Origin of the sequence: Acetobacter tropicalis (genome assembly GCF_001580915.1) — a bacterium.
Classification (GTDB): Bacteria; Pseudomonadota; Alphaproteobacteria; order Acetobacterales; family Acetobacteraceae; genus Acetobacter; species Acetobacter tropicalis.
Genome location: NZ_LHZQ01000208.1, coordinates 34,950 through 61,103, shown reverse-complemented (window position 1 = coordinate 61,103; position 26,154 = coordinate 34,950). Strand labels below are relative to the sequence as shown.

General features: G+C 57.9%; 24 protein-coding genes and 1 CRISPR repeat array. Of the genes, 2 read left to right on the top strand and 22 right to left on the bottom strand.

Annotated elements, in window-relative coordinates; translation table 11 throughout:
* Positions 1-84 precede the first annotated feature (84 nt).
* Positions 85-1,914: direct repeats of the CRISPR family, unit length 32 nt; unit sequence GTTTCTATCCACGCTCCCGCACGGGGAGCGAC.
* A gap of 318 nt (positions 1,915-2,232) precedes the next feature.
* Complete coding sequence (locus tag AD944_RS09560) at positions 2,233-2,790, top strand: CPBP family glutamic-type intramembrane protease (protein WP_045542676.1); 558 nt, start codon at positions 2,233-2,235, stop codon at positions 2,788-2,790.
* Between the two features lie 4 nt (positions 2,791-2,794).
* Here AD944_RS09560 and pnuC read toward each other — a convergent pair whose 3' ends face one another.
* From pnuC to AD944_RS09490, 14 genes are all read right to left on the bottom strand, one after another.
* Positions 2,795-3,370, bottom strand: coding sequence for a nicotinamide riboside transporter PnuC (gene pnuC, locus AD944_RS09555; protein WP_045542677.1), 576 nt, complete (start codon positions 3,368-3,370; stop codon positions 2,795-2,797).
* Positions 3,371-3,556: 186 nt separating this feature from the next.
* Positions 3,557-5,212, bottom strand: a complete 1,656-nt coding sequence (locus tag AD944_RS09550) for a phosphotransferase enzyme family protein (RefSeq protein WP_052427201.1) — start codon at positions 5,210-5,212, stop codon at positions 3,557-3,559.
* Between the two features lie 2 nt (positions 5,213-5,214).
* Positions 5,215-7,935: a TonB-dependent receptor gene (locus tag AD944_RS09545; RefSeq protein WP_045542678.1), complete on the bottom strand. Its 2,721-nt coding sequence runs from the start codon at positions 7,933-7,935 to the stop codon at positions 5,215-5,217.
* Positions 7,935-9,191, bottom strand: a complete 1,257-nt coding sequence (locus AD944_RS09540) for a cation:proton antiporter (RefSeq protein ID WP_045542679.1) — start codon at positions 9,189-9,191, stop codon at positions 7,935-7,937. The genes AD944_RS09545 and AD944_RS09540 overlap by 1 nt, the downstream gene beginning before the upstream one ends.
* 102 nt (positions 9,192-9,293) lie before the next feature.
* The gene (locus AD944_RS09535) at positions 9,294-9,725 is read right to left on the bottom strand and encodes a hypothetical protein (protein WP_035378422.1); all 432 of its coding nucleotides are present in this window, start codon (positions 9,723-9,725) and stop codon (positions 9,294-9,296) included.
* A 207-nt stretch (positions 9,726-9,932) separates the two neighbouring features.
* Positions 9,933-10,346, bottom strand: coding sequence for a hypothetical protein (locus tag AD944_RS09530; RefSeq protein WP_145912851.1), 414 nt, complete (start codon positions 10,344-10,346; stop codon positions 9,933-9,935).
* A 162-nt stretch (positions 10,347-10,508) separates the two neighbouring features.
* Positions 10,509-13,094, bottom strand: coding sequence for a hypothetical protein (locus AD944_RS09525; protein WP_211263334.1), 2,586 nt, complete (start codon positions 13,092-13,094; stop codon positions 10,509-10,511).
* A 2-nt stretch (positions 13,095-13,096) separates the two neighbouring features.
* Positions 13,097-13,657, bottom strand: a complete 561-nt coding sequence (locus tag AD944_RS09520) for a hypothetical protein (protein ID WP_045542683.1) — start codon at positions 13,655-13,657, stop codon at positions 13,097-13,099.
* 14 nt (positions 13,658-13,671) lie between these two features.
* On the bottom strand, positions 13,672-14,199 hold the full coding sequence (locus AD944_RS09515) for a phage fiber-tail adaptor protein (RefSeq protein ID WP_035378416.1): 528 nt from the start codon (positions 14,197-14,199) through the stop codon (positions 13,672-13,674).
* Positions 14,196-14,819: a hypothetical protein gene (locus AD944_RS09510; RefSeq protein ID WP_052427202.1), complete on the bottom strand. Its 624-nt coding sequence runs from the start codon at positions 14,817-14,819 to the stop codon at positions 14,196-14,198. Before AD944_RS09510 ends, AD944_RS09515 begins: the two co-directional genes overlap by 4 nt.
* Positions 14,820-14,821: 2 nt before the next feature.
* Positions 14,822-15,982, bottom strand: coding sequence for a hypothetical protein (locus AD944_RS09505; protein ID WP_052427203.1), 1,161 nt, complete (start codon positions 15,980-15,982; stop codon positions 14,822-14,824).
* A complete protein-coding gene (locus tag AD944_RS09500) occupies positions 15,979-16,554 on the bottom strand; it encodes a DUF2612 domain-containing protein (RefSeq protein WP_045542684.1) in 576 nt (191 codons plus the stop codon). Before AD944_RS09500 ends, AD944_RS09505 begins: the two co-directional genes overlap by 4 nt.
* Entirely contained in the window at positions 16,554-17,711 is a 1,158-nt protein-coding gene (locus AD944_RS09495) for a baseplate J/gp47 family protein (RefSeq protein ID WP_373317148.1), read from the bottom strand. Before AD944_RS09495 ends, AD944_RS09500 begins: the two co-directional genes overlap by 1 nt.
* A gap of 88 nt (positions 17,712-17,799) precedes the next feature.
* Positions 17,800-18,153 carry a hypothetical protein gene (locus AD944_RS09490; RefSeq protein ID WP_035378414.1) on the bottom strand — a complete coding sequence of 118 codons (354 nt, stop codon included), beginning with the start codon at positions 18,151-18,153 and terminating at the stop codon, positions 17,800-17,802.
* Positions 18,154-18,425: 272 nt separating this feature from the next.
* On the opposite strand from AD944_RS09490, the gene AD944_RS09485 reads away from it, so the two are divergent.
* A complete protein-coding gene (locus AD944_RS09485; protein WP_045542686.1) occupies positions 18,426-20,543 on the top strand; it encodes a catalase in 2,118 nt (705 codons plus the stop codon).
* 123 nt (positions 20,544-20,666) lie between these two features.
* On the opposite strand, the gene AD944_RS09480 is transcribed toward AD944_RS09485, so the two are convergent.
* The 8 genes from AD944_RS09480 to AD944_RS09450 form a co-directional block, all read right to left on the bottom strand.
* Entirely contained in the window at positions 20,667-21,323 is a 657-nt protein-coding gene (locus AD944_RS09480) for a Gp138 family membrane-puncturing spike protein (protein ID WP_045542687.1), read from the bottom strand.
* Positions 21,320-22,276, bottom strand: a complete 957-nt coding sequence (locus AD944_RS09475) for a baseplate hub protein (RefSeq protein WP_248845817.1) — start codon at positions 22,274-22,276, stop codon at positions 21,320-21,322. The genes AD944_RS09480 and AD944_RS09475 overlap by 4 nt, the downstream gene beginning before the upstream one ends.
* A gap of 40 nt (positions 22,277-22,316) precedes the next feature.
* A complete protein-coding gene (locus AD944_RS09470) occupies positions 22,317-22,652 on the bottom strand; it encodes a phage baseplate plug family protein (RefSeq protein ID WP_045542688.1) in 336 nt (111 codons plus the stop codon).
* Complete coding sequence (locus AD944_RS09465; protein ID WP_045542689.1) at positions 22,649-23,437, bottom strand: phage baseplate protein; 789 nt, start codon at positions 23,435-23,437, stop codon at positions 22,649-22,651. The genes AD944_RS09470 and AD944_RS09465 overlap by 4 nt, the downstream gene beginning before the upstream one ends.
* Before the next feature lie 33 nt (positions 23,438-23,470).
* Positions 23,471-23,665 carry a hypothetical protein gene (locus AD944_RS16780; RefSeq protein ID WP_140329584.1) on the bottom strand — a complete coding sequence of 65 codons (195 nt, stop codon included), beginning with the start codon at positions 23,663-23,665 and terminating at the stop codon, positions 23,471-23,473.
* A 1,420-nt stretch (positions 23,666-25,085) separates the two neighbouring features.
* A complete protein-coding gene (locus tag AD944_RS17070) occupies positions 25,086-25,223 on the bottom strand; it encodes a hypothetical protein (protein WP_169796361.1) in 138 nt (45 codons plus the stop codon).
* Positions 25,224-25,237: 14 nt separating this feature from the next.
* Positions 25,238-25,696 carry a hypothetical protein gene (locus tag AD944_RS09455; protein WP_045542691.1) on the bottom strand — a complete coding sequence of 153 codons (459 nt, stop codon included), beginning with the start codon at positions 25,694-25,696 and terminating at the stop codon, positions 25,238-25,240.
* 20 nt (positions 25,697-25,716) lie between these two features.
* Entirely contained in the window at positions 25,717-26,154 is a 438-nt protein-coding gene (locus tag AD944_RS09450) for a phage tail fiber protein (RefSeq protein WP_045542692.1), read from the bottom strand.

Sequence of the window (26,154 nt, the reverse complement as noted above, 5' to 3'; positions counted from 1 at the left end):
ATCATAAAATCAACAAGGCGTCTCACTCCGGAAGCTTACCGGGGAGCGACTGCCGCTGTGGCAGACGCGGCAAACGAAGGGAAAGTTTCTATCCACGCTCCCGCACGGGGAGCGACCGCATGACGCGGAACCTGTCCGGAAAGATCACGGTTTCTATCCACGCTCCCGCACGGGGAGCGACGCTGGTCTGGATAACATCACGGGCGGATTTGAACCGGGTTTCTATCCACGCTCCCGCACGGGGAGCGACGGCGAATACCGCAACATTGTAAAAACCCTACGGCATGTTTCTATCCACGCTCCCGCACGGGGAGCGACTTACCATAGCAGCCGCCTGATTTCGCTCGTGCAAAACGTTTCTATCCACGCTCCCGCACGGGGAGCGACATTTCTATAAGCCCGTCCGCTGGTGGGTTATGGGTTTCTATCCACGCTCCCGCACGGGGAGCGACCGGTTTAAGATTGCAGAGGGGTGCCCGATTGGAGGTTTCTATCCACGCTCCCGCACGGGGAGCGACGATTGGGGGGGCCGGTTCAGACCCCACTTGCGATGTTTCTATCCACGCTCCCGCACGGGGAGCGACCAATGACGCTGGCGATGTCGAATGTTGCAGAGCCGGTTTCTATCCACGCTCCCGCACGGGGAGCGACGACCGGCAAGCGGTTCCCAGTTTATGACACCATGTTTCTATCCACGCTCCCGCACGGGGAGCGACCATCCTTCTTTACGATGCACAGGGCTACCAGACAGTTTCTATCCACGCTCCCGCACGGGGAGCGACGCCTACAGCCCTACGGTGACGGCTTTATCAAACTGGTTTCTATCCACGCTCCCGCACGGGGAGCGACCGAAACCCCTCTGCTGAAAAAAGGCTTTGTCTTTGCGAAGTTTCTATCCACGCTCCCGCACGGGGAGCGACACAAGAATGTCAATCAGCGCCGGGTCAACATAATTGTTTCTATCCACGCTCCCGCACGGGGAGCGACGTTAAGTGTGGTACCGATGGGCAGCCCATTGATCTTGTTTCTATCCACGCTCCCGCACGGGGAGCGACCACTACGCTTCCAACGGCACCGACATCATGACGTGCGTTTCTATCCACGCTCCCGCACGGGGAGCGACATGTTGTCATAGTATACTGCTTACCACACTAGAGTTTCTATCCACGCTCCCGCACGGGGAGCGACTGATGTGAGGGAAATAACTTTTGCTCTCACTGTAGTTTCTATCCACGCTCCCGCACGGGGAGCGACTACAGCTTTCGTAAATAATGCATTCCAGTCAGTGGTTTCTATCCACGCTCCCGCACGGGGAGCGACCCGGTGCGTCCTGAGTAAGCCTTGTGATGATACAAGTTTCTATCCACGCTCCCGCACGGGGAGCGACGCTACTCTCACGATATAGGAGCGTGGAAGAGGTGTTTCTATCCACGCTCCCGCACGGGGAGCGACGTTGGATGGGACGACCGGACCAATTACCCGGACGGTTTCTATCCACGCTCCCGCACGGGGAGCGACGTGACGAGGATGTGCGAATAGTTCAGGAAATGCAGTTTCTATCCACGCTCCCGCACGGGGAGCGACGCTGCCAGATCGTGAGGTGTTACAGTTTGAACAGTTTCTATCCACGCTCCCGCACGGGGAGCGACAAAGCGCCCTCATGCTGTTCCCTAAAGAAATCAGTTTCTATCCACGCTCCCGCACGGGGAGCGACCAGCTACTTCCTTGGCGTGGTCAATGCCGGTGCAGTTTCTATCCACGCTCCCGCACGGGGAGCGACGCTCCATTGGTGGTGCTGTGCGCATGAACGCGGGCGTTTCTATCCACGCTCCCGCACGGGGAGCGACGCCAACCCGTGCCGCTTAAAGCACAGTCAGGCAACGTTTCTATCCACGCTCCCGCACGGGGAGCGACTGTGGGAGCATAGCAGCAGAAAAGGACTGGGGGAATGTGCGGGTGTGCGCGAACCTGTGTGGAAAGCGGGGAATTGTTACGCTTCCATCTGGCGGTTTGGAAGAAAATCTTTTTGTTTTAAAGGGTTATGGGTTGCGCGAACCTGGCGGGGTTTTAAGGGGTGATTGGGGTTCGCGCTGGTCTGCCGCAAATAGGTGGACAGTATAGCTACGTGCAGGGAATAGGGAGCGGTCAGCTATAAGGTGGCCATGGTCGTTCCTACCTGGGCCACACTATTTTGTCGCACACAGCATGATTTCATGGTGGTAGCATACTATAATGACGACACCACCCGGATTATATACTGCATCCGCCTCATCCTTTCCGCCATCAACTGACATTGTGCGGGAGCCTCTCGTCAACTGGCGTATCTGCCTGCTGTGTTATGCGGTCCTGCTGGTGCTCGGCCCGGGTGGCGGTATGCTGTTACATATTCTGCACCTTGTGCCCCCTGCCAACCTGACACAGGCTGAGCTTCCGCAGTTTGTTATAGCAGCCACGCTTGTTGCACCTGTTCTTGAAACTTTTCTCTTTTTCTATCTCCCTTACCATGTTCTGAAAAAACTGATTTCCTCGCCCCGTATTGTATGGGGTCTTTCTTTTCTGACGACGGCATTCCTGTTTGTTATCTGGCACCATGGCGGTTCTCATTTATATAGAAACTGGCTGATGGCGTCTCATGTCGGGCTAACTGGGACACTCTGCTTTATGGGGTGTTTTTATCTGACAACGCAATCCGACCGGGGCAGCCCGTTCTGGAGCACTGCTCTGTGCCATCTGTTCTATAATAGCACGCTGGCTTTTGTGATCTACCTGTCGTTCTGGTTAGGGAACTAGGTTTTCAGTCGCGTCTGTAGCCTGCCATGGTGCCTGCCCTGCGCCACTGCCGCAGCCCTGCGGCTGCCAGCACCACAAACGCGGCGTAGAGTGCGGCGGTAAGATAGAGTTCGCGCACCAGAAAAAGACCGGTGTAGAGCGTATCCACCACAATCCAGACCCACCAGTTTGCCAGATAGCGGCGGCCCATCCAGATCTGGCCCAGAATACTGTAGGCGCTGAGCAGAGCATCCAGCAGTGGCATGGGATCATCCGTTGTGGCGCGAAGCAGCAGGCCCAGCGCCATGCCTCCGGCAGCGCTTGCAGCCAGCCCGTAACATAGTGCTATGTTGGAAAGAGGCATGATGGTGACTGCCCCTTTCTCCTCCACGCCGCGCAGCCACCGCCACCAGCCATAGAGGGACAATGTGGCAAACACAGCTTGCAAGGCCGTATCTGCATACAAACGCGCCTGCCAGAACACCACGCCATACAACACGGAGGCTATCAGCATAATGGGCCAGCACAGCATGATGCGGCGGCCCGTAAGCCAGACGCCCAGCGCGCTGGCGACCACCGCAGCGATTTCAAGCGGACTCATGCAGGGAATGTCCTGTGTTGCTCACACGCCATTGCCCAACCCCGCGCTGTAAAAACTGGCAGGACACCCATCAAAGCAGGGTGAAAACGAGGCTGTTTTAACAATATCTTCTGAAAATATGGAATCACATAATTCCACCCGGCCTGTTTTCTCCTGTTCAATCGGAGAGGGGCCTGACGCTGCCTTTCAGGCATGGGGACGATGCTCCGATGGAGAAGAAGCAGGCGCATTGGGAGCGGGCAAAACATCGGCCGCATATCGGGTCAGCCAGTCCAGCAGCGCCTGCCCCTCCGGCCCGGCGAACCAGCGGGCATGACCCAGAAGATAATCAGTATATGCAACATCCGCCGAGGCATGATCCTGTAAAAGTTTGCCAAAATAAGCAACTTCCGAAAATGCAAATTCCACATGCACCAACGGCAGGAACGCTACCAGTTGCGCCCACTCCACTGTGCAAAGAGGGTGCGTGGCATGGTATCCTTGCAAAAATGCCTCAAGCTGCGCGTAGGCTACCACCCCATGGGAGCGGGAAAGGTCCAGCCAGTCGATCATGCTGCGTTCTATGGCCACGGCCAGATCAAACGGAACGCAGGTGCGCTCGGCCATGCCGAAATCCAGAATGCAGGATACTTTGGCTTCTGTTTTCGTTTCTTCCGGCTTTTGCCAGAACAGATTGGAACCGTGCCAGTCTCCATGCCCCCAGCAGGAACGAATATGGGGGAGCAACGGGCGCAACACAGTGTGGAATGGTGTAAGCACTGCCTGCACATCGTCCTCCCACGTATGGGGTGCAAGCTGTTCCGCCAGACCGGGTTGCTCCTTTACCCATTGCCGCAATGCGGGGAGCAGATCTGACTGGCCAAGGGCGTTCATGCTGGATGTCAGCGGCCTACCGGCAGGCACAGCCATACCTTGTGAAAAATCGTCTTTCCCTGAGGTATTTTCCGCCTGCGTCTTCGTGCCCTGCCTTTGTGGGGCGGGCACGGTCCCCTCTTCACGAGATGGTGCCGCATAATCAGATGCCGCCAGATGCAGGCGGCCCAGCGCCTGCCCGGCAGCGCGGGCATGAGCAGTAGAGTGATAAGGCTTCCAGGACATCACATCCCGGTAGTCATCCTGGCCGGGGGCGGTTGGAAACAGTTCATAGGTCCACTCTCCCTGCGCGAGTGCCGTATGGCCGGAGCGCGTTGCCACTGGCAGGCAGACGGGCACATCTTTGGCCGCCAGATGCTGCATGAAGGCATGCTCTTCCTCCAGCGCGGCAACAGTGCGCAGGCTGGCGTGGTGCCGTTTGAGAATAAAAGCGGCTTCTGGCTGGGATAAACTTACATCATGTTCGGCAATCTGGCTGAACGTATGCCCCCTGTTGTTCCCCTCCGCCACTGCATCAGGTTGCGAGACAAGCACACGCGCCGCTGCGGAAAAGGGGCGCATGCTGTGCCACACAATCCGCACAGCGGAAGGAGCGGAAGGAGCGGAAGGAGCGGAAGGAGCGGAAGGAGCGGAAGGGTAATGGGCCAGAACGGACTGCACTTCTGCAAGTGTAAGGCAGGGCCAGTCCCGTTTAGTTTGCACGCCATGCACACCAAACTGGCCGGGCTGGGCATGATCCTCGGCAGCGGCCTTCCGGTCTCTCTCTCCCGCACTGGGTTTGTCTGCACTGGCATTCTGCACGCGGGCAGGATGTGAGGAGCCGTGCTCAGGCGTTGCTTTCTGCGGCGCGACTGAAGGCTTGGCCTGTCCCTCCCCGTTTTCCCTCAGGCTATCAGCGTTTGTCTGTTCCGCTCCGGTTGGGCCGGTGTTGATGCGGCCTGTTCCGGGTGCGTGTGGTTTCTCCGCCACGCCTAGAACCCGGTTGATGCCGTGAACAGGGCGGCAAATCCTCCGCCAATGTAATAATCAGGGCTTTCACCCGCTATGGTGGTGCCATAACGGCCTGTTGTGTCCTTGGCGTTTGATGTGGGGTCCGCCACGCCGGAGAGATAATGCTGGTTGGTGATATTGATAAAATTCATGCGCAGTTCGGGCCGGTGCAGGAATGAGGCATCATTGAACCGATACCCCACGGCCATGTTGGCCGTTACGTAATCGGGCATGCGTTCATCATTCATGAAGGTAGCATATTGGTGTCCGGTATATTTGACCGTGAACACGCCAAAGGCATGGCCATCATCATAGGTCAGCCCAGCAGCAGCCTGAAGCGTGGGGCTGCGCACGGCCCGTTTGCCGCGTGTGGGTAACAGATCACCGCCAGACATGAGATCATTATCAATGGTGGCGTGCAGATATTCACCAGACACGTAGGGGCTGAAATGGTGCCATGGGCGCAGGCCCAGTTCTACATCCACACCGCGCGAGGTCTGGCCGCCCGCATTGAGGGTGGAGGACACATAGGAGCCATTGATAACCCCCAGTGTTTCAATCTGGCGGTTTGTAAAATTGTAGTTGAACAGCGTGAGGCTACCCACCAGCAGATCATCCGCATAACGGTAGCCCAGTTCTTCAGAAATGGAATATTCGTTTTTGACGTTGGTGGCACCCTGCATGCTCAACGCGCCAGACTGAGGATCATACGCGCTGTAGAGCGCTGTTTCCGCCGGGGTGCGGAAATTGGTTGTGGTATTGAAAAACACCTGATGGTGCGGCGTGATCTGATACCGCACGGCCAGACGCGGCAGCGGCACCGCCGTGTTGGTGTTGGCGTGATAGGCGGCCCCCGGCATGGCGTTGGTGCCGTTGCGCGTAAGCATGACCTCCTTGAACCCGGCGGAGAGCAGGAGTTTATCATGCAGCAGGGAGAGGCTGTCGCTCACAAACAGGGCGTTGGTCTGAGAAATGGTATGGTTGTTCACCGCCCGGAACAGGCTGCCATCCGCCAGTGTGAGGGACGTGCCGTGGCTGCCGCCCCATATGTCACGGGCATTGCCGTTTTCACTGACAGGTGTGAAGCTCTGATACTCGGCATCATCGGAATAATCATACCAGTAGCCTGCGGTCAGCGTGTTCGCGCCATGCCGCCATTCCAGAGCCGTGGTAAAGCCGGAGCGATAGCTGCGCTGTGTATAATCCGCCCGCACGGTGGCCATGCCATCCTGCGTGCTGGGCAGCGTGAAGCTGTCTGGCAGAAGTTGGTTGCCGTTCCACAACCCGGATGTGGGGATGGTTGTGCCCCCCGGTGCGTTGCCATAAGCGCCCTGTGCATATGGGGTTGTGCGCCATGTCAGCCCATGGGCCATATGCAGTTCAACCGGGGCCGCCAGATACAGCGTGCGTTCAGGCTGGCGATAAAGCCGCCAGTAATCCGTGCCCTGTGCGTCATTTTGCAGATTATAATGCCGGGCAAGGTTGTTTGCGCCGTGAATGCCATCCTCCGCCCAGCTTTCCTTGGTGGCCTGCGGGTAATAGCTGTCTATGGCCTGATTCCATGAGCCCAGCAGCGCCACGCTGTTCTGCCTGCCCCATGTTTTGAGCAGCTTGAAATCCACATGCTGGCGTTCATCTCGTCCGGGGCCGCGCCAATTATCCGCAGCACCGTGGGAATAGGACACAAACCCGCGCAGGCCCGTCTTGCCAATCTCGCCGCTATCCAGCCGAATGAATTCGCGGTTGGTGTCATAAGACCCGTAGGAGACATTCACCATCCCCCCGGCTTTTTCCGCCGGGGTGCGGAACCGCAGGTTCATCAGCCCGCCAGCGGCATTCAGAACGGGGCTTTCAATATCTGCTGATCCCTGCGCCAGCGCCACGCTTTCATAATTCTCGCTATCGGCAAACTGGCTGGGGTAGCCGGTATAATAGGCAATATCATTCAGCGGCATGCCTTCCAGCACGTACCCAATGGCATCCCCGTTCAGCCCACGCACCGAGATATTGGTCTGGGGAGAAAAACCCAGCGGATCAGATGAGGACACGTTGGCCCCCGGCAGAACGGACACCAGATCATACGCCGTGGCGGAAGGCGCCTGCCGGGCAATGTAATCCGAACCAATCACACTGACGGATTGCGGCACTGTCTGCGGGCGGATCATCCCGCCGCCAGCATGCAGGGCCACGGGATCTGCCGTAACCTCCACATGTTCCACGCCCTCCGCCTGAGCCGAACCGGGAGGTGCTTGCCGTGCCTGAGCCGAACGTGCTGACTGACGTGTGCTCCCGTTCCGTGCCGCATACCCTTGCCTGTGTGCGGGCGTAACCGCTGCCTGCCCGGCGCTTGCCGCCCCGGCTGGTGAAGCAGCCTGATCACCCTGCGCGCTTGCTGCCGCTGCCGGACCCGTTCCGTGCCCGCTGGAAGAAGACGCCGCTGATGAAACCGCCCCAGAGGATGAAGCCGTGGACGTGACGGAAGATCCCCCATAAGACCGTGTGGGTGCAGCGGCCCCGGATGCGGCCTCAGCAGATGCGGACCCAGCCGAACCCTGTGTGGCGGCAGATGCGGCACCGGATGCCGCTGGCTGTGCCGCCGCCAGCGCCATGCCGGGAAGACCCGATATGTCACCCGCAAGCGCGACGCTGGAGAGAACCGCAGACGTAAGCAGACGGAAGCGGGCGGTAGGCCGCATGAGCATCAGGCAGAGCTTTCCTGTTCAGAAGAATGGAATTTGCGCACCACGGGGCCGATGCTTAGCCCTTGCACAAGAATGGTAAACACGACCACCGCATAACAGACTCCCATCAAGATGTCGCGCATGGGGCCTTCTGGCAGGCTGAGCGCCAGCGAGACAGAAATACCCCCGCGCAGGCCGCCCCATGTCAACACGGCCAGAACGCCCATGCGGTCCTGCCGGCTGACATAAACGGGCAGCATGGCCAGCAGCACACTCAGCCCACGTGCCAGAATGGAGAGCGGCACCGCCAGCGCCATGGCCATCAGCAACGGCACGTTGAAGGCAACATTGAGCACCTGAAACCCTATCAGCACAAACAGCATAATGTTCAGGATCTCGTCCACCAGCGACCAGAACAGCCGCATATCCTTGCGGCCCTGCGCGGAGATCATGGCCTGCGTGCGTGGTGCCGCAAGCATAAAACCCGCCATCACCACCGCTATGGGGCCGGAAAGCCCCCATGCACCTGCCAGACTGTATGCACTGCTGCACAGGGCCAGAGAGATAAGCAGTTCAAGATGGGCATCTTTCACCAGCCGTAAGGCCCGCACAGCCAGCCACCCGGAGGCAAGGCCCAGCACAACGCCCCCTCCGGCCTCCAGCGCAAAGGCTTCCGCCAGATGCACGATGGACGGGGGATGATCTTCATGCGCAACACCTAGCGCCACGGTGAAAATCACCACGCCCACGCCGTCATTCAGCAGGCTTTCCCCTGCAAATAGGGCCTGAACCGGCCCCGGCAGGCCCAGCCTGCGCAACATGCCCACCACGGAAACCGGATCTGTTGGCGCAAGAACGGCCCCCAGCACCACGCACCATGCGGGAGAGACTGAAAGCCCCACCAGCCGGAACACGCCCCATATGCCGGATGCAAACAGAATAACCGCCAGAAACGTGCCCAGAATGGCCAGCGCAATAACCGAGAACTTACGCAGCAGGAGGTAGTGCATATCCACCCCCAGCGCCCCGGCAAACAGCAGGAAGGCCAATGCGCCCTGCATCAGGCTGGTTGGCATATCAATCTGGGCCAGAAGCTGGTGGGCCATATGCGCGCCGCGCCACGGCATGAAGATATCTGCCAGCACCAGAACGCCTGATACCAGCAGGGAGATAACCAGAACCCCCACCGTAAGGGGCAGCCGCAACAGCCGATGATTGATAATGCCAAAAACCGTGGAGAGGGTAATGACAACGGCAAACAGGCCAAGGGAGGTCATGCTACGGCCCTTTCACCACGGAGCAGAGGATAAAGCGCCACTGCCGGGGCCGCCTGATGGTGCATGGTTCTCTCTACCCTCTATTTGCCTGCAGGCGAGTGCCTAGCCGGGTGTTTCTTCACCCTTGTCATTCACATCCAGAAACGTCTGGTCAGAAATGGAGAGATTCTCCAACTGCGGGCGGGCAAGGGCAGCAGAGGTACTTTGCGCAAGCCCTGCCGTTTTGGCCCGCAGGTCTGCCAGTTCTTCCCGAACATCTGAAAGGATTTCAAGCAGCGCCTGATGATCCTCCGCAGCACGACGGTCCGCCCCACGGCTGAGCACGGCATTGCCCACCATTAACGCTGGTAACGCCACAAGCTGAATACAGTTGCTGATATAAAGCAGAGTATTCTGCCATGCCGGAACAAGAACCGGCACAAGAGAGAACAGGAAAAACACATAAACGCACCAGATGCTGCCAAACAGCATGGTCATTTTGACAGCTACACTTTCATTCGCCCTGTCCAGCATGGCCTTGAAGGACTTCTCCATTCGCTCCCCCGCTCCTGTCATACCAGCGGCCCCTCCTGAAGACGGGAGCCACCTGCGGGCGATGTATCACAGGCAGCGGCAGAAGTCCGCCTCACGCACGGCATGGCCGCAGGGCATGGGCGAGCACAAACGCCCTTCCCCGCCGTTTGGCGGAAGAAGGGCGTGTATAGGAACCATACAGAGAGGAAATGTGCGCTCAGGCAGCCTTTAATGAGCGCTCAGGTTGAGCTTGTAAAAAGCGTTCTGGCCTTTTCGCTCCGTACCATGATGCAGAAAAACGCCTACGGTATAATTGCCATTTTCCGGCACACGGCCATGCCAGTGGTCATGCAAAGGGTGGTTCCGCAGCCCACCATCCGCCGTGGTGTAAAGCAGATGGCCCGCTGGGTCCTTGACGAAAAACGACACGCTCCGTTTGCGGGAATGGCACAGAACGGACAGTTCCTGCCCCTGATGCAGGGCAAGGTGGTATTCAGCCATCTGCGGGCCTTCCAGAGTGCCCGCCATATGCTTGCTTTCCGCGTTATGAGGGAAATAGACCGTTTTGGCGGCGGCATGGGCCTGACCGAGCGAAAGCCCGGTCGCCAGTGCAAGACTTATCAGAAGGGGGGTGCGGGTCATTCCAGCTTTCATGGTGCTCTACAGCTCTGCAAAACACGGTTATGAGGTATGCTTACCATACATGAATGCAGAACCCCTCCGCAAGGTTCCCTTCCCCCGCTCCCTCCTCAGCCTGTGGCACTACACAAAACAGTCATATGAAAAATCCCGCCGTACCGGGCCTTACGGTAGGGCGCTCAGACCCACCAGCATCCACCCCGCAGACGTATAAATGGCCGGAGCGTCATCCTCTGCGTCAAACACCATTACGCCGGGGGCCGGGTTAGGCTGCGCCTTGATGGTGGCGCGGGAGAATGTGGGTAGGTGCACCCCGGCATTGGGGGTGATGGTGCCTGCCAGGGTCTCGTTCCCGTTACTGTCGAGCTGGCGCAAGGGCGTGCTGCCTTTGGCGTCAGTCAGCCCCGTGGCAGTGTAGCCGGTGGTCATGACCGCCGTGGGCTCCCACGCAACGCTCTGACCATCCCCAAGCCGGAGCGCATTGGAGGTGGAAAGCCCTGTAAGATTGACACCAATGCCCGCGCTGCCGGTAAGCGTAATGGCGCTGGCTGCGCTATTGTTCAGGCTGGTGGTCATACCGCTGTTGCGCGTGCTGCCGGTTACGGTTTCATTGCCGCTGGCATCAAGCGTGCGCAGGGGGGTGCCGTTCTGGCTATCCTGCAACTGGCCGCTGGCGTAACGGGTTTGCACGGATGCCGTATGCTCCCATGAAATAGCCTGACCATCCGCCACGCGCAGGGCTTCCGGCGTTGTCAGGCCCGTGGTGTCCAGCCCGATGGCGGCGGTGCCTTTGGCCACGTAGGCCGGTGCCGTGGGCTGGGTGAGGCTGACAATGGTCTGGCTGTTTTGCAGGCTGCCCGGCAGGGTCTCGTTCCCACTTGTATCCAGCGTACGGGCCACACCGGCAGCGACCTGTTCCGTCAGTTTCCCGTTAGCAAAACCGCTGTGTACAACAGCCGTTGGCTCCCAGGAGAGGGTTTGGCCTGCTGCCAGACGCAGGGCCTCCGGTGCGTTCAGGCCGCTCAAATTCAGGCCAAGCTGGGCCTGCCCGTTCAGCGTCCATGCCACGCCGCTGCCAGCGTTGCTGATACTGGTTGTGACATCCCCCTGCATGCCAATGGCCAGCAGGTTGGCGGTATCATACCAGTAGCGCAGGGTATAAGCGGCGGAATCAAACTGAAAATGCGGTTTGTGATCATCACTGAACGCAAGGTTGCGGTTGGCCCCTATGTTCAGCACCGGCGCGTTATTGACGGGCGTGCTGCGGGAGAGATCAATCCCTGCGGTATCAAACCGGCCTGCGGCGTCAATCAACGTACCATATGTGCTGGTGGCGTCATTATTGCCAATGGCAATGCCTTTGCCCACCTTGCCGGGTGTGCCATCTGCACTGGTTCCGGCTATCTGTAATTGCAGACCAATACGCCAGCCTACGGGATCATCCCCATTGGCGTAAACATCGACCTCCCGCCCCACCATGCTTCCGGCGACAGAGGACGCCTGCCCGGTCTCATCACGCGCTTCATCATACCCCGCCCAGATCTGCGAGCGTGAGCCCTTGCCATCGGCCAGCGCATCTGCCGGGCGCTGGGCCAGACTGGCCTGCGCCACATGCTGCCCGCCCCCGAAGGCGGAACTGTTCAAAACGGTAGAATGGCACCACACATAATCATTCAGGGCGGCTCCTTCTGCCGGAATGGTGCAGTTCCCTTTTTCCAGATTCATCACAAATCCGGTGGTGCCGCCCGTGTGGGTGACATCCAGATCCTTACGGAGCACAGGGGCCATATCTGCACGGCTTTCTCCGCGTGCAAAATACTTGCCGCCTTCAAGCGTGCTTTCAATCACATCCGTGCCGAGGCTGGTAATGGGGGCACCATCTGCCAGCGTGGTGCCGTTGATCTGCCACAGGGTTGGTGTCTCGCTTTGCAGGGGCGTGGCGAGGTGAAGAACCCCTGCGGGAATACGCACCATGCTGCCCGCTGGCACCGCTGCCTTGGCGGCCTGCAAGGCTGTGCTGTCATCACTGGTGCCATCCAGCGTAATGCCGAAATCCCCAGCACTTGGCTGTTCGGCAAAACGCGCGGACAGCGGGCGCTTGAGGGCACCACTCAGCGCGCTGCCTGCTGTGGCGGCCGTGACATCGCCCGCAACTGGGGCCGTGAAACGCCCCGCGGCATCCAGCCCCGCAACACCGTTGGGCTGGTTCTTGTCAGACTGCTGCACGCTGCCATCCGCCATGGCGCCTATCTGGCCGATGGTGGCGTTTTGCCACAACAAGGGCACAGCAGTTGCAGGATCTATGCCACCCGGTGGGCGCGTGGGCGCATATGTTTCCGGCGTGGCGGCTGTGGCGGCTGTGGCGGCTGTGGCGGCTGTGGCGGCTGTGGCGGCTGTGGCGGCTGTGGCGGCTGTGGCGGCTGTGGCGGCGAGCGGTGCGGAAACACCAAGAGTTCGCAAGCTTTCTTTCGCGCGTCCAGATTTTACCGCGCCTCGTGCTAGCGCCTCTTTGCCGGAGCGTTCTGAAGGAACGTGGGCGGGAAAAGTGGTGCTGCCAGCAAACGCGGAAGTAGAAGAGGCGCGCAAGGATGAAGCCGACGCATGAGGTATTTCTGGCGCGGCTTGGTGGCTCTGTTGGTATTGTGGAAGCAGATGATTGGGGCGCGGGGCTGCAAATGTATGCACAGACCAAACCAGCAGCAGCCCGGAACACGCACTAAGCAGGATACGGGTTTTAAGAACAGGTGCCATGCTCATGTGTTTCCCTGAGAGATGCAGATATAGCCGCCATTATTCCACCACGCGCCTGCCACTCCGGGGTCTGACGTGGGGAGTTCAAGCGCCATCAGCACATGGCCATTCCGCACCCCCAGACACTCCAGCCCACCCAGAAGCAGGTTGCCGGATGCGGAAAGTGCCGCAAGCCCGTTGGGGGTGCCTTTTTGTGCATCCACAATGGTGGCAGCCGCCCCCGCCGCGCCAAAGGCCGCCTGCCCGGCCTGTGTTGCGGCATCCTGCGCCTGTGTCACAAGGGTGGAGACTGCCCCCTGCACCTGCCCGCTCATGGCATCTACATAGGCTTTGTTGGCCAGGTGCGCAGGGGCAGATGGGGCAAGAGGACAGGCCAGCAAACCGGAGAGTGTATCACCAGTTTTATCAACCGCGCCGGACCAGATCTTGCCCTGGGGCACAAACTGCCCCTGCCCGTTGAAAATACCAAAAACAAGATCAGTTGCCGCAGGCTGGGCCTGCACAGGCAACGCGGAAAGCGGCGTGCCACTCAAGGTGGCTGCCGTGGTGGAAGACCCGGACATGGGTTTTGTGTCCTTCAGGCTAGAAGATAGGGTTTTCCGCTTTCCGTGGTCAGAATAACCGACTGGGAAAGCGCAAGGGCATTGGGGGGTACGGGTGTGCCATCTGGCAGGCTGGGTGCTGTAGCAGGCGGTGTTGCAGGGCTGGTGGACAAAATGGCGATGGCAACCGGCTGGCTGAGGCTGCGCCCCTGCTGCGTGGTGATGCTCACCAGAACGGTCTGCACCGTGCCGGGAATACCGCCACTTAGAAACAAACACGCCATACCATTGACCAGCGTGGCCCACAGCACGCGCATATCCGTCTTCTGCCCCGCGGCAGTGGTTACGCTGGCCGCAACACTGGCAAGGTAATCACCTGTCCCGTGCAGCCATTCCGAGGTATCCAGGGTAAAATCCAACGTATCTGCACTGGATTTTGGCGACCATGACACTGTAACCGCCTGCCCTAGCAGCCCGCGCAGGCGGAGGCTAGCGGGTACAACCACAGGTATGGTGCGGCCCGGTGCAGGGTGCCAGCCGCTGGAAGGTAATGGAGCAATCATGCTCCCTGCCCGGCGACGATAGACGCTGCGCGTGACGGACGCATGGCAGACACATCAGGCATGTCCGGACCGTTTGAGACGCTTTTGTGTTCAGGAGCTGTTTCCTGAACAAACGAAGCCTTATGCGTGGTCGCAGAGAATGCCGCAGCGCTGATGTCCGGTGGAGTGGGAAGCTGCGTGCTGGTTGTGTCTGTGCCGTTTGCCAAAGCACGCAGGCTGGCAAGATAGCTCTGCCACACAACCGGGGGCGTTTCCCCATACATACCGTAAGTGGCCCAGCTTGTGCTGGCGGCCTGTTGCAAGACGCGTGCAGCCTGTGTGGCAAGAGGTAGGGGTGGAGCCGTGTAATCCACAATCGCGCCATTCTGCACGGCTTTTCCGGCCGGTAGACGAAAGCCGGTGGTATTGGCCCAGTCTGCGGAGCTAACGGCTAGAAGCTGACTGGCAGGCGGCAAACCATCCACGCTGCTCATGCTCCAAGTATCATACCACGCGGTAACGGGGGTGGGTTGGGTGGCGGCGGTATCATACCCGGCGTAATAACGGGCGGGATAGGCTGCCTGCACCTGTGTCTGCGCTAGTGTGGAAAAAGGCACACTGGAAAGAACATTCTCTGTCATGCTCATTTCTTTCCTTTTGCCTGAACGTAAATGGCATTGTAGGAGCCATACAGATTAAGGGTGAAGCCTGCGGCGTCCGGTTCCCACACGCAATGATAGTGCGAGATAACCCCGCCAGTAACCGCCTGCACCTGAATGGATTGTGGCGCGCCGGAGAACGCCACCGGAAAGGTGATACGCCCGGAGGAAACATTCTGCACATTGAAACACTGCATCATGTTGCCATATGGCAGGTTAATAACTCGATCATCATTTGTATAAAAATCATTGATGTAGTTTGACGTTGTCAGACACACGCCTGCACGCTCAAACGTGCTGTTCACCCATGAGGATGTTGCAAACTGTGCCGAGACCCAGGCACTTGTTGCAAACTGGGCGTTTACCCACGCAGATGTTGCGAATTGTGAACTGACCCACGAAGACTGGGCGAACTGGGAACTGACCCATGATGGTGTAGCAAATTGGGCATTGGCCCAGGCCGGTGTGGCAAACTGGCCGTTCGCCCAGCTTTGCGTGGCCACCCGTTGCCCATTTTCTGAAAAATGACCACCGCCAAATATGGAAATGGAACCATCCGCACTGATACGCGCCACATTGATACGGGTGCCTCCCACATTGGAATAAACATCCAGCACACCATCAGACCCCACGGAGGAGAGGCGATACAGCACGCTGTATCCGCCCGTGGCATCAAAGGAATAGGTGTTGCCTATGGCAAGGGAGCCCTGCAATTTTCCACCGGCAAGAGGGAGATACTGTGCAAACAGGTTTTGCCACGCAGCCCCGTTTGCAGCGGGCGTGGTCATGTTGTTTTCAGCCATGGAAACCCAGAACGTGCCGGGTGAGGCCCCCGCCACAACCGCCCCTGCGGGATAACCGCCAATGTGGGATGCGAACGTGGCATCATACTGCCCGATCATGCCGGCCTGATAGGCCTGCAACACGGCGGACAGGCGGTGTAGAAAACCGTTCATGTCCTGCCCACGCGGCGGCACACCCCCGGCAGACCGGCCGATAAACGTTTCTGGCGGGAAACCAAGAGAGATGGATGCCGTGCCATCTCCCGCTGCGGCCTGCGTGGCCGGAATGGCGGCCAGATTACCCGCACTGGCAAAATCTGCAATGGGTTTTGCAAATCGTTCAGGAAAATCAGACTGTTTCATTTCTGCCCTTTGATGGCATAGGTCACGCGCACGCCTGCGGGGCGCGGCAGGACACCGGAATTCTGGATTATGGAAATCTGCACGGCAGAGGGCACAAACCCGAACGTATAGGTCATGCTCATGCCGCCATTATCAGAGACCCAGGCATCGCCCTGCCCGGCGAACAGGGTCATGAGAATGGCGTTCAGACTGGTAATGGAGCCATCTGTAATGTTGGCCATGGCCTTGGCGCAGATCAACTGGCGAAAGCCATCATCAGACAGGCGATAATTGCCAGTCGAGACGGTGCCGGAATACCACGGCGCGGTGTTAAACCCTTCTTCCGTCAACTCTTCCGCTTCTTCAAACCCGATGAAAGTATCGGATGTTATGCTCAGAATACGCTGCACGCCCACAATGCGGCCCCATACATCCAGCCCATACCCTTGTGCGGTCTCCAGATTCCATATCTTCTGGTACCATGTTTCAATCAGTGTGGCGGGGTCAAACGCCTGATTCCATGCGGCAATCAGCGCATTCAGGCTGGGGGCACATGCATATTGGGAGAGAACGGTTTGCTGCACATTCTGCATCAGGCAAACACCACACTGATATTTGCCTGATCAAGCGTAGGGACCTGACTGACACCGAAGGTCGCACTTACGCCCGTAGGCGTAGCAGGAGTGCCCAGTGTAATATCCGCAATCTGCGCCCATGTGCCGAGTGCGGCAATCCCCGCGTAAAAACGGCTAGCATACAGTGTGGCGCCAATCCGTGCGCGGCTGCCTCCATCATTCCCCGCAAATGCGGCCTGTATGGCGGACTGCACAGCCGTTGTGGCAGTGGAGGGCACCATGGAAGACGCCACCATTGTCACTTTTACAAAAAGCGGTGTTGGCGTGGCCCGCTGAAAGCTGACACTGTAGCTGGGCGCTGTGCTGTAGGCCGTATTAGGGTCCGTTACTGTCACCGTGGTACTGCCTGTATAGGCGCAGCCGGGCGGCTTTTTTCGCAAAATAGCCTGTGCAATGGCCTGATCTGCGCCCCCACTGACACATACATACAGACTGTAGGGTGCGAGTGTGACACCTCCAACAGTTATGGCGGTGCTGGTACTGTTATCCGTTACAAAGGCATCACTCACGCCGGGCACAGCCTGAACGGCGGCAGAGATGGCATCCAGCGGGCCAATGGCGTTGGCCGCAACGGAAATTCTGCGCCGTTCTTCAAACGCGGTACGGCTTTCCACGGCGCGCCCCGTCACTCCCGCCACGGGGTTGGTGACGGTTGCCCACCCGGCCAGAGACTGACTGATGGCAATACTCTGGGCTGGGCAGATGATCTCTCCTGCCTGCGTGCAGGAAAAGGTACCGCTGCCTGTGCCGGTGGCGTCCAGCGTAATGGCGGCATCTGCCGCATAGCTGTTGCCAGTGGCGTCCTGCACCAACGCGCCTTGGGGAATGAGCGTGCCAGCAACGCCAGTGCAAAGGCAGGTGACAACCGTAGCCGTGGCAGGCAGACGGGACATGAAATAAAGGCGGCCAATGGCATCCTGCATCCGGCCAGAGGCACGGGCGGGGTCTACCCCATTGGCCAGCGCCAGAAACTGGTCATAAGCATCGCCCAGAATGGCGGTAAGCGACATGGCCAGTTGCCCCTGGGGAGTGGAAAGATCCGTATTGAGCGTATTGCCAAAGGCTGCGTTGATATCCGCCAGAACGCCTGCCAGCATGTCGGGCTCCTCAGGCATGATAAAGCCGGTGGCATCCAATACCGGAGCCGGGACAGATGTTGTGCCGCTGCCAGCCGTTTGATTTATGCTGGCGCCGGGTATGGTGTTAGAGGCTGACACTGGTCTGACTTCCATCTGCAAGAGTAAGCTGGATGACACCGGAAAGACGGCGCTGGGGGCTGATGCCGGTCAGGACACAAGTGGCGTGAGTCACGCCCTGCACCCTGAGGGCTGTCTGCTCCACATCGGCCCGGAACAGGGCGGCGGACTGGGTGCGGCCCAGAATATTGCTCAGGTAAGGCAGACCGAGGCTGGTGTTGTACCAGCACTCGCCCAGAAACACGCGCACCGCACAGGCCACGTTCTGGGCCACGGCGTAAGGAGCGGAGGCTACGGCTATGTTTCCGGCGGCATCAACCGCCAGATCCCACGTTGCGCAGTCAAGCAACATTGTTTGCATGACATAAACTCTTTATTTTCTGACGGGATATAAGGGGAAGGACAATCACCGCATTGCGCCACGCTCATGGCTGACCTTGTTCGAGGCAAGGAAACCCTGAACAGCATGAAGGCGTTAAAGACCGAAATCAGGCACGGCTGACGGAAAAGTTTCAGCACACCACGCCCAGGCACCCCAGCGCGAGACAGGTGGATCAATGGCCACATCCTGTCTGGCAGGGTTGTGCATGGGGTGCCGCACATTTCGGGATTTTATAGGGAAGGCGCAGACATATGAGCAGCACAGATACAGACCGCAAACCCGTAACATCGGGCGAAGAAAAGGTACAGCGCGGCGCAGGTGGCGAAACACACCAGACTGCCCACGGTGACGTGCCGACCCTGACCACCCAGCAGGGCGTGCCTGTAGCGGATGATCAGAACACACTGAAAGCAGGCGCACGCGGCCCAAGCCTTCTGGAAGATTTTCATTTCAGAGAAAAGATTTTCCATTTTGACCATGAGCGTATTCCGGAACGGGTTGTGCATGCCCGTGGCTATGGCGCGCATGGTTTTTTTGAACTGACCCATTCCCTGTCTGACATTACACGGGCGGATGTGCTGCAGCGTGTGGGCGAACGTGTGCCCGCGTTTGTGCGATTTTCCACCGTGGCGGGCAGCAAGGGTTCTTTTGACCTTGCGCGTGATGCGCGTGGTTTTGCGGTCAAGCTGTACACCAAGGAAGGCAACTGGGATCTTGTTGGCAACAACATTCCCGTATTCTTCATTCAGGATGCCATCAAATTTCCGGACATGGTGCATGCCGTGAAGGAAGAGCCGGACCGCGCTTTTCCGCAGGCACAATCCGCGCATGATAATTTCTGGGACTTCATTTCCCTCACCCCCGAGAGCATGAACATGATCATGTGGGTGATGTCTGACCGGGGAATTCCGCGGTCCTTCCGCTTTATGGAAGGCTTTGCCGTTCACACGTTCCGTTTTGTCACCGCAGATGGCAAATCCACCTTTGCCAAGTTCCACTGGAAGCCCAAACAGGGGCTGCAGTCTGTTGTGTGGAATGAGGCCGTCAAAATAAACGGTGCTGACCCTGATTTTCACCGTCGTGATTTGTGGAACGCCATTCAGGCAGGCAACTACCCGGAATGGGAACTGGGTGTGCAGCTTTTTGACGATGAATTTGCTGACACGTTCGATTTTGACATTCTCGACGCCACAAAGCTGATTCCGGAAGAACTGGTGCCCGTGCAGCCTGTTGGCCGACTGGTGCTGGACCGCATGGTGGATAATTTCTTTGCGGAAACCGAACAAGTGGCCTTCTGCACCCAGAACGTGGTGCCGGGGATTGATTTTACCAATGATCCGCTGCTTCAGGGCCGCAATTTCTCCTATCTGGATACGCAGTTGAAGCGGCTGGGTGGGCCGAACTTTACGCATATTCCCATCAATGCGCCCAAATGCCCGTTCCATCATTTCCAGCAGGATGGGCACGGCGCGATGCATAACCCTAAAGGGCGGGTCAATTATGAGCCCAACTCCTGGGGTGGAGAAGCCGGTGGCCCGCGTGAAAACCCGCAGAAAGGCTTTACGTCCTATCCGCAGGACGTAGAGGGCCGGAAAGAGCGTGTGCGGTCAGAAAAGTTTGCGGACCATTACAGTCAGGCGCGGCAGTTCTACAAAAGCCAGACCGAGGTAGAGCAGACGCATATTCAGCAGGCCATTACCTTTGAACTCAGCAAGGTGGAAACACCGGCCATTCGTGCCCGGGTGGTTTCTCACCTGTTGAATATTGACACGGGACTGGCGCAGGCCGTGGCTGACGGGTTGGGGCTGGAAAAACTGCCAGAAGCCGCACCCCCTGCCAGCAAGGTGATTGACCTGCCAGAGTCCCCTACCCTGAGCATTCTGAAAAATGGCCCAAAAACCTTTGAAGGCCGCAAAATTGGTGTGCTGATTACCAACGGTGCGGACGACGCCATTCTGGAAGCGTTGGAAAAAACAGCCAAGGCTGAAGGCGTTGATCTGGAACTGGTGGCACCGCACATTGGCGGGATCAAGACATCAAGCGGTCGGCATGTTCCGGCAGGGCAGCGGGTGCCGGGTGGCCCATCTGTGTTGTATGATGCGGTTGTTCTTCTGCTTTCTGAAGACGGAGCCAAACAGCTTGCGAACGACGCAGACGCCAAGGATTTTGTGACGGATGCCTATGCGCATGCAAAATTCATTGCGCATGTGCCTGAAGCTGCGCCGCTGCTGAAAAAGGCTGGGCTGACGGAAGATGCTTTGGATGAAGGTGTGGTGACGCTGGGAAAACCTTCATCAGTGCCTGAGTTTGTCAAAATCTGCCGTGCCCTGCGCTTCTGGGCGCGTGAAGCCAAAGTGCACGCTGTCTGACCGTATGAGTCACGCACTGCCTGAGGCCGCAGTGCAAAAGACAAGGTAATAAATAATAACAGTCTGGCGTGATGCCGGACTGTACTGCCAAGCCGGGTAAGGCCCTCCAGCCTGGCCCGGCTTTTAGCCTTGTGGGGTGCCCGTTTCTCCATTGCCCGGTTGCACCCCTGGGTGCGTATGCTGCGTAAGCGAAATACCGGAAGCAGTAGCATCCTTGGAAACGTGTAGCGCACCATTGATGGTGGCATCCCCTGTCAACGTCAGGCTTTGTGCCGTTATATCGACTGTACCAGCCGTTTTAAGAGTTACGCCTTTATCATGGAGCCAAAGATAAGTCTGGGGCGTGCCATTTAGAAAACCACCCAGATAGAGCGCATCCGCCATGTTATGCTGACGGAAAGAACCGGGAGCAGCCGGAGTGCGGGCCGTTTTGACATTGAAGATATCGCGGTCTGCCACATGCGCCAGCCCGATGTCTCCCACGACAGGATCAACAATTACCGCACGGCTGCCTCCCTGTAGCCGAAAATAGGGCACCTGATACAGCACGCCATGCGGGGTAACTGCCCCTGCGGCATTTTGCTGGTGCACCATGGGTTGCACATCCACAAAGCCGACCGGATTGAGGCCCGTGCCCGAAACCGCTTTAACCTGCACCACAACAACCGTACGCCGTGTGGATAAAAGGCGGGCGATGACTCTGTTCAAGGCATTGAAATCTGATGCGGCGGCATCGGCTCTATTAAAAACGGGATACGTGTTTGCAAAAGAGGTGCTCATGCGCTGGGCTCCTGAAGCGCCTGTGCCACAACATCCGTAAACCATACCCCGTTGGGGGTTTCACTTTGCAGACTATGGCGAACCTGCGTAACGACCCAGAAACCGGTGGCGACAGGACCAGACTGCGCGCCCCATCCTGCAGGTTGATAACGGCTTTTGAGAGCGATCACACTGTTAAACCCTATTTGTGGCGTGAACAGCATGCGTGCGGCCATCCCGCCCGCAGACCATGAGGGATAACCAATCAGGCCCGTTTGGGCTGATACAGAAACAGCCAGCCCTGTTCCGCTGTTGCTGGCCGCCCCGTGGACAGGCCAGACTGCCAGTTGAGCGCGCCCAAGGCTGACCCGCATGGGAAGCATTTCCACACATTGAGCAAGTTGCTGGCCGGGGCTGCCATCCAGATACGGGTTGTGCAGGGTAGAATTGAGACCATGTGAGACGAATGTCAGCCCCGCTTTTCGCGCAACGGTCGCCAGTACCGTCGTGGCTGGAACAGTCCCCCGAAAGCCGGTAGGTGTCGCGGCCATGGCATTGGGAAGTGCTGTTGAAAACGCCTGCACCATAAAGGCGACATCTGGAGCGCCTGTATAATCTGCATAGGCCAGTGTGACCCCACCCTGAAAAACCAGAACAGCGGGGGATGTCCCTTCCTCCGTTTCAACCAGAACTTCGCTTGCACTTTGTAATGTTGGGTTGGGTGCCGCGAGGCTCAGACGGTTCATCAGGTCTGGCGAGAGACCATTTATTCTCAAGGTTGCAATTTCGCCTGTAGGAAACTGCGCTTGTGTGATATCGACCGCAACGCGAAGCCCTGTGAGGATAACGGTATCCGCACCATCTGGGCCAAACGCATTAGCCAGCAGACGGAAGGTGATGCGCAAGGAACGAGATGTAAAAAAGCCGGATTGAGCCATGGATATGCCAATGGTATTTGAAGAAGCAGGACGCACACAGGCTTTGCATCACGCGCGGCGCGGTCGGATATGGCGGCTACAACCAGCCGACGCGATAAAAGAGAAGATAGCGGCTCCCCAACTCCTCATAGGTGGGATTTTGCGTGCCCTGCGTATCGGTAAACGTAAAATCACCCGGTAAGCCCGTGGCTTCATCCCGCGCCAGCCATGTGCGGTCCTGACATAAGATGCCAGATAGCAAACGGTTATTTTCCAGCCAGAAATCTGCGTATAGTCCTGTGGAACGTTGGCGCAAAGCAATCTGAACGCTTTGCCCGGACAGGGTGACCTTAAGCATCTGAGCTGCCGTGGTGGCGAGGGGGATCATCACCAGATCTGTCGTACTGCTGGTTGTGAAAAAGGCGCTGCTCATAAGGGAGACCCGGCAAGGCTGTTCCAGCTTGTGGTATTGTGGGGTGTGCCTGCTGTTTGTGTGCTATCATACAGGCTGCGGGTGAAGGACATTGTGGAAGATGATTGTGCCGGGACAACGCCACCGCATACCATCTGCTGCCCTTGGGGCCGCTGCGTTGTGATAAAATTTTCTGTAGCAGACAGGCGTACTTCCTGAAGCGTTATTTCCACCACAGGCATGGTAATGCCGTGCCGCGCATCCCTTAGCCAGCGGTAGCCGGTAATGTTTACATTCTTGTATTTCCGCTCTGGCGTGATAACGGAATAAAGTGACAGATCCGCCTCCAGCGCGGCGAGCGTTGCGAAGAACGCCTTGCGCACATAAAGCCCTCCTCCCCCAGCCAGTGTTGAAACCGGTTTTGGCAGAAGTGCCGAAAGGGATTGAGCATCCAGCCCGGTTTCTGAGCCATCACACACCATGAGTACGCGGTGTGTGCGAGGGCTGGCGACCTTGCTGTAGGAAAGAAAACTTCCGTCTTCCAAGGGGGCTGTGGCAATATGCTGTTCGCTCTCGCCAGATACGGAGAGCACCCGTGCCGCAGAGAGCACACTTTGCCCAGCACTGTTGAAAATACCCCATTGGCCAGCCACCTGACTGATAAGGAAATCATCCAGCACCGTGGCGATACTGACGGATGCAGCCGCCTGCACCCCATGCGTAACAGATTGCCCGAGCAGGACCGGCACGCCTGCTGCTACGGGCACAGTCCAGACAGAGGGCAGTGTAACCGGCACCATGGGCATATACGAAGATCCTTTCATGCAACAGGAAAGATATTATACAGCCCCATGCGTGGCGAGACTGCTAAGAGTATGGCTATCGCCTCCGCCAAGGCCACGCAGCACATGAGCAATGTCCTGCGGGTTTCCTGATGGCACGCTAATGGTGACAGGCCCAATATGTGTGGTGTTCTGCACTGGGGCTTGTGCCCCGTAAACAGGAGCGGCCGGAACACTGGCCGCACGCAGCATGGGAGAATTAGGCAGAAACGGCTGTAGGGCTTTTAGGGTATCCGAGAAGAAAACAGGATCTTTCCCGCTGTTGCGTACTTGCGGCGCAGACGGAAATGGAGGCGAAAATGTTCTGCGAGCCGTTGACGCAGCGGGGGCACGGGAAGAAGTGAAAACTGAAGATGAAAAATGTTGTTTAGTAGGAAAGGATCTTCTCTGCTCTTGCATAAAAGAGAGGGCGTGCAGAGGCCGGGACGCAGAAACATGGGTTTTCAGTGCGGGGTAATGATCGCCACGAGAGGGTGAGGTGGAACGTGGTGGCGGAGGATTGGAGGCAATAGGCGTAACGTGAAGTCTTGGAGTATTTGGTGCTGAAAACCTACTTTGAAAATAAAAGAACTTTCTCTGTAATGCAGGTTTCTGCGTCCCCAAAATGGGGGAGTGTTCCGCCAAGGCAAGATAGGACTGAGTGGAATTGAGAGCTTTACTTCTGCTTCGGGTATCTCTGCTGGATGGAAATGTGACTAGCGTGTTCCGTGTGGCTAGGTGCTGTAGTGGATGCGAGGGAAAAAGGGGAGCCCTTGCACCCGAAGTAAAAGAGGTGTCAGGAGAAATAGAAGACTCCCCTCTACGATAAGAAGCATCTGCCCCCTGGGAGGAAGCGCTCGCAGTGTCCCTGATGTCTGATTTTTGCGAAATATCTCTCTTTTGCAACGCAGAATGGAAAATATTTTGCGTAAGATGTGTTGTGGTGTGGAGGAAATAACGGGGAGAAACAGATCTGTGTGGCGTTGTGCCGTCCGTAGAAGAAGACGATACCGCACGGGAAGGATGCCGCAGCAGACGCTGGGGGCGTGTGACAGACTGCCCCGCCAGAGATGCTGGCCACGGTGAAGACGAACGAGGCTGGGGTATAAAGACTGGTGGTGGCGTATGCTGTTGTTGGCGTGGGAGTAATGGGGACGCTTTGGGTTCTGCCATGTGAGATGGAAGTGGACCGCGCAGCGCCTGAGGTGCCTCTGAAAAACGGTTCAAACCCGTAGAAAAACTGGAAGAATGGGGCCGTTTTGCATTTCCGCCCTGCCGCAAAGAGGTTGGTGCATTTGCTTTCTGGTTGGTCTGCGAAAGCTGTTTCAGAAGGTTTGAAAGCCCGCGACCACCGGCGAGCACACCCAGAAGGCCGATGGCCTCCTTACGCATATGGCGTAAAGAAGAAGCCGCCTGATGACTTGCTTTTCTGCTTTGAGTAGTGGCCGTTTGCGTCTTTTGGGCCAGAGTATCCAGAACAGTAAGGGCCTGCTGGGCATCTTTCTGGAGGGGAGAGGTATCCAACCCAAGGCGGATGACCAGTTCATCCAGAACGGTTTCAGACATTGGGACTGTTCCTTGCGGGATATTTCAAAGCCGCCATCAGCCCGGAAGACAAAGAGACTACGTGCCGTTAGGGGGCTGAGCGGGCTTGTGCTGTGTTCCATTTGGTGACGGAGACGACTTCAAGCAATGTGTAAAGGTCCTCGCTATCATAAACCGTTTTCAGGTCTTTCAGGCTGGCCAGACCGGATGAGAGGACAACCGACAATGCGGGAGAAATATTTACACACTGGACGGGGGGTGTGCTGCCTCGCCCAACAGGGCCGCCACAACGGGGAAAAGCTGGTGTGCGGCGGCCAGTAAAAAACCCACATGTAGACGGAACACTTCAGAACGCACCATGCCCAGTGTTTCCGGTTCTTCAAAATCGGCGGCAATAACGGCGCGGGTCAGATCCGGGTTGGCGGGATCGGGGCGGATGGTGACGCACTGCATCAGGCGGTTGAGGGCTTTATCAAGATCGGTTTCTTCCATGAACCCGAAAATCTCTATCCCCAGACTGGCTAGTCCGGCCACACCGGCCTCTGCCAGATCAGCCCCGATGCGTGCGCCGCCGCGTATGGCAGCCTGAAGAGCGTGCCGCGCCCACTGATCTGCCGCAAAGGCATCCATACGGGTCAGGCAGAAGCGTTTGCCGTGATCGGCACCGGGTTTGCTATGTGTGTAATCAATGGTTTTCATGGGCTCTTCCTTTCTGCCGCTTAAATGGCGGCGGGCAGAACACGCTCCCACGTGATTTCAAAATTCCGGGCTTCCAGCACGCGGCCTGCGCCGGGAATGCTGACAATAGACCGCAGCAGGCCACGCACCATGGTATATTTGCGGCCAATGGCCGGGATCTGGATTTCAGCCCCCATGCGGTACAGACCCCGGCGGGAGTCCTGCGCCATGACAATGGCTTCAAATACCAAAGCACTTTCACTACTGGCGGCCAGCGCAATGGTCTGCGTTACGGGGTTGGGCACCCAGCCTGCATTGAGGTAGCCATCAATGCTCATTACGGTTTCGGCCAGTTCACGCGCTTCTGTTTCAAAAGCGCGGTCTGCGGCGTAGTTCTGCAATGTTATGGGCGCGTTATACAGACCCGGCACCGTGATGGTAAAAACCGAGTTGGCGGCTGTAATATCATAATCGGCCAT